This is a genomic window from Brasilonema sp. UFV-L1, from assembly GCF_012912105.1.
In the GTDB taxonomy this organism is placed as follows: domain Bacteria; phylum Cyanobacteriota; class Cyanobacteriia; order Cyanobacteriales; family Nostocaceae; genus Brasilonema.
This window is the reverse complement of the sequence record NZ_QMEA01000033.1, coordinates 42118-49945: the sequence shown is the minus strand read 5'-3', so window position 1 is coordinate 49945 and position 7828 is coordinate 42118. Positions and strand designations below refer to the sequence as shown.

General features: G+C 42.1%; 5 protein-coding genes. 1 reads left to right on the top strand and 4 read right to left on the bottom strand.

Annotated elements, in window-relative coordinates; translation table 11 throughout:
* On the bottom strand, positions 1–853 hold an 853-nt coding region (locus DP117_RS12240; RefSeq protein ID WP_169218579.1), incomplete at its 3' end, for an RNA-guided endonuclease TnpB family protein.
* 340 nt (positions 854–1193) lie between these two features.
* Entirely contained in the window at positions 1194–2438 is a 1245-nt protein-coding gene (locus tag DP117_RS12235; RefSeq protein ID WP_169218578.1) for a DUF4912 domain-containing protein, read from the bottom strand.
* Between the two features lie 712 nt (positions 2439–3150).
* On the opposite strand from DP117_RS12235, the gene DP117_RS12230 reads away from it, so the two are divergent.
* Complete coding sequence (locus DP117_RS12230) at positions 3151–5295, top strand: cache domain-containing protein (RefSeq protein WP_169218577.1); 2145 nt, start codon at positions 3151–3153, stop codon at positions 5293–5295.
* A gap of 23 nt (positions 5296–5318) precedes the next feature.
* On the opposite strand, the gene urtA is transcribed toward DP117_RS12230, so the two are convergent.
* Both urtA and DP117_RS12220 read right to left on the bottom strand, forming a co-directional pair.
* Positions 5319–6629 (bottom strand): urea ABC transporter substrate-binding protein, encoded by a 1311-nt coding sequence (gene urtA, locus DP117_RS12225; RefSeq protein WP_169218576.1) that lies wholly within the window; start codon positions 6627–6629, stop codon positions 5319–5321.
* A gap of 69 nt (positions 6630–6698) precedes the next feature.
* Positions 6699–7736, bottom strand: coding sequence for a PstS family phosphate ABC transporter substrate-binding protein (locus tag DP117_RS12220; RefSeq protein ID WP_169218575.1), 1038 nt, complete (start codon positions 7734–7736; stop codon positions 6699–6701).
* Positions 7737–7828 lie beyond the last annotated feature (92 nt).

Sequence of the window (7828 nt, the reverse complement as noted above, 5' to 3'; positions counted from 1 at the left end):
CAGCTTGACTATCGCTGACCAACTTATAACTAAGTTTATGTAGAAAATCTTGCCGCGAATTGCTAACCCGTTCGTATACCTTGGCGACAACTTTCCTATACTTGTACCTTGAATTACTCCCTTTTTGTTTACGCGCTAGTTTTTGTTGCTTGCGTTTTAGATTTTTCTCATGCTTGGCAATATGTTTAGGGTTGTCGTATTTAGAAACTTTTTCACCGTCAGTAACAACAGCAAAGTGTTTCAGCCCTAAGTCAACTCCGTAGATTTTTCCTTCTGTCGTAGTAGGATTATCTCCTTCTATTTCAGTCAGGATAGACGCAAAATATTTGCCTGATGGAGTTTTGCTAATAGTGACAGTCTTTATCTTCCCCTCAATTGGTCGGTGTATTTTGGCTTTGACGACTCCGATATTACCTGGAAGTTTTATATTACCCTTACGGGTTCGCCAGTTCCCTACGGAGGGAGACCCTCCTTCAGGACTGGACTCACCATCTACAATCTTGACGTTTTGAGGATATTGAATTGACTGCTTGCCATGTTTAGATTTTACCCTTGGAAATCTTGCTCGACCTTCAAAAAAGTTTTTATACGCAGTGGTCAAATTGAGTGTTGTAGCTTGCAAAACTTGGCTGTAGCACTCAGCTAACCATTCCGTATCTTTTTCTTTTTTGAGCTTAGGCAACAGTGCATTGAGTGCTACTTGTCCAAGTCCCTTCCCTGTCTCTTTGTAAACCTCAATAGATTTATTCAAAGCGTAATTCCACCACCAGCGCGAACATCCCATAGTCTGAGCTAGTTGTACTTGTTGCTGTTTTGATGGGTATAAACGAACTTGTACGGCTTTGTGTAACACTCAATATCACCTCCTGGTTTTTATATCTTACTATTATCTACACTTAACAGTAAAGCTATTCCGAAAAATATTTGGCAACTCCGCATACATCTTTTCCTTATCTTTCCTACGGAAAGATAAGGAAAAGATGCAATTGTCGTTGCCCGTCTTATATCCCGACGCTAAACGGAGTACCGTTATAGTGCGGGACTTACGACGAAGAAGTTAAACTCAGCAAGCTTGCGACGGTCTAATGATTGACTATGTTGGATCCCGGTGTAAAGACAAAACCTCCGTCACACTTGTATTGTGACAGAGGTTAATGAGGCTGATCCAAAATCAAAAATTCAAAACTTGAGAATTAAGAGAGCCATTCTAAAACAGCTTCTTCCTTAGTGTTGGTATTGCGAGATGGTGTTTCACGATTAAACTTCATGTGAATGGATCGTGTTTGTTCACCATCAGCAGCAACCGCCATAATCGGATAGTCAATCAAACCATCCTGGAAGGACATCTGGAAGCGGAAGGTACCGTCTGGATTCAGTTTAATTGGACGACCGCCAATTGTGACAGTCGCATCAGGTTCGGTTGCACCGTAAACAATCAACTCAGCATCAGCAATTAACCAGAATTTACGCGGACGCATTGGCACGTCACCAGAGAAGCCAGCACCGGACATACCAACACCGGACATAGTTAAACCAGATGTTGTTGGAACTGCCCACATACCGACGCCAGAGGGGAAGACATAGGAACTGATGGCTTGTTCTGGGATGACAGAACCAGGAACGTGCTGCATAGAACCGAACAGAGAACCAGCAACCCTTTGCGCTTCAGCAGACTCTGCTAAACCAAAGATTTGGTCGTAGATAGCATTGCCGTTGGTACCAGTAGCAGTGGATGCCACCTTCTTAGCAGGAGGAACGAGTTCGTAGAAGGTTTTGCCACGCAAATCTTCTTCAAAGTTCACGCTGATGAAGATATCTTCAATCCAGTCGGAAGGATAAACAGGAGGAACGTGAACGGGTGCAGAACGAGCAAGTACTAACCAGCGACCATCAACGCAACGGTAACCGATGTCGATCACATAATCGCGATCGCTCACCGGAACTGGCAGATACCATTCCCGCGCGAGTTCATCACTAGGATATTCTTGAATGCTATGTGGGCTTTGGTACTCTAAATTGATGTCAGTAACATCATAAATACGTAGTGCTAACTGCTGTCCCCCTTGTCTGCGCAGTTCTTCTTTGTGCTCGTTGGAAACATCCCAATAGGTATAAGCCCATTGTGGATCACGGGGTAACAGAACAATACGGCTTTCCCCGTAGCCTCCTGGAAGATCTGCTAATCCTTCATCAACATCAGCGAGAGTACCGCCAGTACGATCAACTTGACCCAACTCAAATTTTGCTGCTTCCACGGTTTCCTGTGCCTCCATTGAACGAGATTGGGTGAGAGAAAGTTTACTGCGTTGAGCTTCTTGAACAGATGCCAGCAGTTGCGATTTACGCATTCGACTGTAACGCGAGATACCACATTCACTAGCTACTTTCCGTAGCTGGCGCAATGTCATCTCTTCTAGGGGTGGGCGTTCTTTTGCCATGAATTTGGCCTCCAGTAGTTTGAAAGGTTTGTGATGTCCCCTGGTTAATAAGCGGCTGATAAATAATAGCCATAGACCCCAGATAAACTTCTTATTTCTGACTCCTGGTTTGCCGAGTTTGTTTTGTTTAAGTGCGTTTTTAAATTGTGAGTTACTCCCTTTCAATTCCCTGTTATGCCAAAATCAGCACTTTTTTTTAGGGGAGCAGAGGAGTCTTTGTTAATTAATATTAACTAACAACTCTTCGCTGGGATCAAGGGGTCTCTGGGCACTTTTTTGAGTTTTTCACGTATTTATCAGCCCTTTGGGGATCGTTAAGTTATGATTTTATGACATTCTAACTTGTTGGGAGCTGGTCCTACAGGGAAGAGACAGTCAAATTGTCAAAGTTTGATGACAAAGCCTTTTCGTCTGTAGCAAGTTAGCTCCCTTCAACTGTCTTACTTCTGAAGAACACACTACGTGGTGGTAGGCTGAGCAATAAGGTCAAAGCCCAGGGATTGAGCCTTAATCCTTACGGTTGTTAAGGACTTGCTCATGGTATTTCTGCTCACAGTAGTCTATGCCAGGGTCGGTAATATCGGTAATATGTAGATAATCTTTGGAACGGGATAGAAAAAATACTGCTTCACCTCTGTTAAAGTTATACAAAACTTTGAACAGTAAGTATTACCATGTTCAGAAAACTCAACGGATTTGAGAAAATTCAGGTATGCGTGAATCGATTAAAAAGACTAACTGGCAAAAACGGGCGTTTTACACATCATTAACTTTGTGTATAACCTGCTTCTTGTTGTCAGTATTTGGTTTTTACAATTACTCGCAAGAACAAGAGCAAAGACTCCAAGAGGCGAAAAGCAACGCTAGGCGACAAGCTGTTCTAGCTAATCTGAAAATTTTGCAAAATTTGCGTTTAGCCCAAACAACCGTTCTTTCCCTCACTACTAAACTCGATAATGGCAAATTAAATGATCGGCAGCTATTAGACCAGTTACAGCAGGGAATTAGGAAAAATCCTGACCTTTTAAATCTCGGTGTTGCCTATAAACCGTTTGCCCATGACCCAACAGTTGAGCTATATGCGCCCTTCTATACAAGATTAAAAAATCCGCTTCAATTACTTCAACTTGAGGATATCTACAAGCAAACTCAATATAACAACACTAGCTGGTATAAGCTCGCTTTTGTCAAGGGTTCTTATTGGGGAGAACCCTACTTTTTGCCAGACACTTCGTTACTAAGCGATCAAATATTGGGATTTTATGCCCCTTTTTCTGACTCAAAGCTGCCAAAAAAACCACTCAAAGGTGTAGTCTTCGCCGAGTTTTCTTTGGGTCAACTCAAAGAGATTATGTCCTCACTCAATCTTGGTCAGACCGGCTACGGATTTCTAATTTCAAATAGAGGCTCTTTTCTCTACCATCCTATTAACGAGTATGTCAAAAATCAACAGCAAATTTTTCAAATACCCGAATTTCAGAACAACAAAAAACTTCAAGGTTTAGTCAGGAAAGCGCTTGAGGGTGAAAAAGTAGAAACCGAGTTGAAAGATGAAATCACAGGTCAAAATGCCTTCCTTGTCCTGCAACCCAGCAAGCGTAACGGATGGGTAGTGGGAGTCGTCTTTATCAAAGACGAAGCTTTACTTGACAGCCAAACCAAGCGGCGCACGCTCATCGGGTTCAGCCTTGCAACAATCTGGTTTCTCGTTTTTCTGTCAATCCTCCTGTCGCGGGCATACTCGGGCAGCGTTAAAAGTCTTGTGACAGTATCGTTTTGTGCCAGTATCTTGTTCGCGGCAGAGATCGGGTTGATTTGGAATTTAGCTCTAGCAGAGTCTAGCAATCAAGGAAATCGGAATGTGCTGTTCAGTCAGATAATGGTAAACAAGTTATTAGAACCCCAAGTCAAGTTAAGCAAGCAATTCAACCAACAGCCCCCGATTTATATTCCTACGGGAATTTTCGTTCAGTCTCTGAGTTTTCCCAGTCCTAACGAAGCTTTTATCACCGGCTACATCTGGCAAAAATACAACAATGGTATCCCTAAGAAGCTGTCTCGCGGTTTTATCATGCCCGATGTTACAACTGCTAATGATATTGAGGTGAAGGAAGCTTATCGCCACAAAGTGGGTAATACTGAGGTCATCGGTTGGTATTTTGAGTCCACCTTCCGTCAGAATTTCGATTTTGACAAGTATCCCTTTGATGAGAAAGATGTTCAACTTCGATTATGGCATCAGGACTTCAACCGTCCAGACTTAAACCGTCAGGTGATTCTGGTACCAGATTTAGAAAGCTACAACGTAACGAATCCGACAACCAAACCCGGTGTGTATAAGGATATTGCGTTAAATGGCTGGACGCTTTCTCAAAGTTTTTTAGAGTATCAGTTCAAAAGCTATGATACGAATTTTGGTTTTACAGCTAATGGAAGTAAAAGAAACTTTCCGGAACTCACTTTTAATCTGATTCTCAAAAGAAACTTCCTGAGTTTATTTATTTCTAAAACAGGCCCTTTAATTATTGTCATCACCCTGTTATTTGCGATGCTGCTGATTGCCAAGAACGAGAACGCAACTGAGGTTTTGGCAGCTTGTGCTGGTTTTGTATTTATCGTCATTCTTGAACAAGTATCGCTTCGAGAACAAGTTGTCGCGCAAACTCTTGTTTACTTCGAGTATTTCTACTTGGTCGCCTATCTCTTCATTCTCATAATAGGTATTAATGCTATCTTGTTGATATCCTATCCCAATTCAAGGTTTACCGGATATAAAAATAACCTAGTATCGAAGTTACTCTACTGGCCCATTCTGATGAAGATATTGCTGCTCATAACTTGTTTTCTATTTTTTTAATTGCCTCTGAACTAAAGTCCTGCTCATTTTACCTTGAATTTACCTCCCTTACTTGGGTCAGACCAGTCACAGGCATAACCTTTAGTAGCAGATATGAATTGGTTCCAAGGCTGTGGGTCAATTGGTTTACCTGTAGACCAAACGATATCAAACAGACCATCATTTCTAACTTGACCAATATATACAGTCTTGGAAAGATGATGGTTAGCTTGCATAGTCACCAAACCAGCAGGTGCATTAAACTGTTGACCAATTGCCGCAAGCCGCACTTTTTCTAAATCGTCAGCAGTTCCGGCTTTTTCCACAGCTTGCTTCCAGAGGTAAACCATAATGTAGGCAGCTTCCATCGGGTCGGTTGTCCTTGTATCGACTCCGTACTCGGCTTTGAAGTTTTTCACCCACTGCTTATTCACAGGCGTTTCCACAGTTTGAAAGTAGTTCCAACAGGCGTAATGACCAAGGAGAATATCTTTACCAATCTGCCGGACTTCTTCTTCACCAATAACAAGTGACATGACTGGATACTTGTCCGCTTTAAGTCCAGCACTCTTCATCAATTTGAAAAAAGCTATGTTGCTATCACCAACGACCGTATTAAAAATTACACCGCCGTTTGGCAAGTCCTTTTTGATTTTAGCGATAATAGAGGTAAACTCCTTGCTGCCCAGCGGTTGGTACTCTTCGCCAACAGTTAGACCATTTCTAGCTTCAAGTTGCTTTTTAACAATAGCATTGACGGTGCGAGGGTAAACATAGTCAGAGCCTACCAAAAAAAACTCTTTTCCCTTGTTTTTGAGGAGCCAATCAACTGCAGGCTCAATTTGCTGGTTCGGTGCTCCCCCTGTATAAAAAACATTTTTGGAACATTCTTGACCTTCGTACAGTCCAGGATACCAAAGCAGATGATTTCTTGATTCAAAAACATCAAGAACCGCCTTGCGACTAGCAGAAGTCCAGCAACCGAAAACGGTAACAACTTTGTCTTGCTCGATTAGCTTTTCGGCTTTTACTTTAAACACATCCCAGTCAGAAGCTCCATCTTCAAGGATGACTTCAATTTGCTTTCCCAGAACTCCTCCTGCAGCATTAATTTCTTTAATAGCAAGCTTTTGTGCTTCCACCATTGCGATTTCGCTAATCGCCACCGTGCCAGTGAGGGAGTGGAGGATACCGACTTTAATTGTATCTTTGCTCTTACCTTCTTGGGCGCTAGCACTTCCTGAAGTCTTCTCTGATTCGTTTGTGCTAGTCGTTTGACAAGCTTTTAAAAGAATGCTATTTAAGACAGCCGCCCCAAAGAACAAAAATTTCCGTCGCCGAAATTGTCTAGGCATAATTGTTTTCGATCAAGCTCACATAATTTAGATAGAGTAATAATTAATCTGCTCTCACAAACAGTATTTTTACAAAATGTCGGCTAATTTCACACCTACTGAAGACTCGTTTTTAAACATTGTGCCGGTGGTAGCATTATCAACACGCGCCTGAACCTTCAAGAGAATATTTTCTGGTAAAGTGACATACCCACTCTTTAAAATCAAGTAACTGTTTGCAGTCGCAATATGGTAATTAACAAAGGCTTTAACGGCTGATCTTTTTTGCAGAGAATCCTTGTTAATATACAAAAGTAAAGGACGAGTCAAGGGGTTGTAAGTGCCGTCTTTAATTGTTTCTTGACTTGGCTTTACGCATTTGCCTTGGGCATTTTCAATTGCAACAAGATTGAGGCTATCTTTATTTTTTAGGTAGTAGCTAACGGCAAGGAAACCAAGACTGCGCTCATCCGATCGCACCCCCTCAACAAGCACATCCTGCTCTTGATTGGAAGTGTAGTCATTGCGACCTTCACCTTCACCAACTGTAGCTTGGATGAAGTAAGAGTATGTACCAGATTCGCTGTCAAGTCCATAGAGTGCTAGGGGTTTATCAGGATAGCCGTTGCGGACTTGTTTCCAGTTGACGATTTTGCCTTGGGCTGCTTTTTCCCAAGTTTTGCCCAACTCCTTTGGGGTGAGGCAGGTTGCCCAATTGTTGGCTTTATTGACAGTAACGGTGATACCACCGAAAGCGATGGGAATTTCAACGAACGAAATCTTGTTTTTCTCACACAGTTCAATTTCAGATTTTTTGATCGGACGGGAAGCAGTAGCAATATCAATTTCTCCACTGCAAAGGCTCTGCAATCCTTGTGTACTATTAGATAAGCCAATAGATACATTCACCTCAGGATGATCCTCCATAAACTCTTGAGCTATTAATTGAGACATGGGGAAGATGACACTTGAACCATTAATCAGTACGTCGCTACTCAATAAACCAGCAGCCTTTGCCTCTGGGATAGAAGTTTGGTTCCCACCTGCGCTACAAGCACATAGTGTTAGAGATAAAACTGCTGTCAAAAAACACCGGGACTGAGGTACAAGTTGGATTTTAAAAGTCATATTCAACAATGCTTTTTGAATTGGTTGTACATGGGTTTAGGTTAAAGAACAATTGTAATCGCTCACACAAACCTACCCATATCTAGTCACTG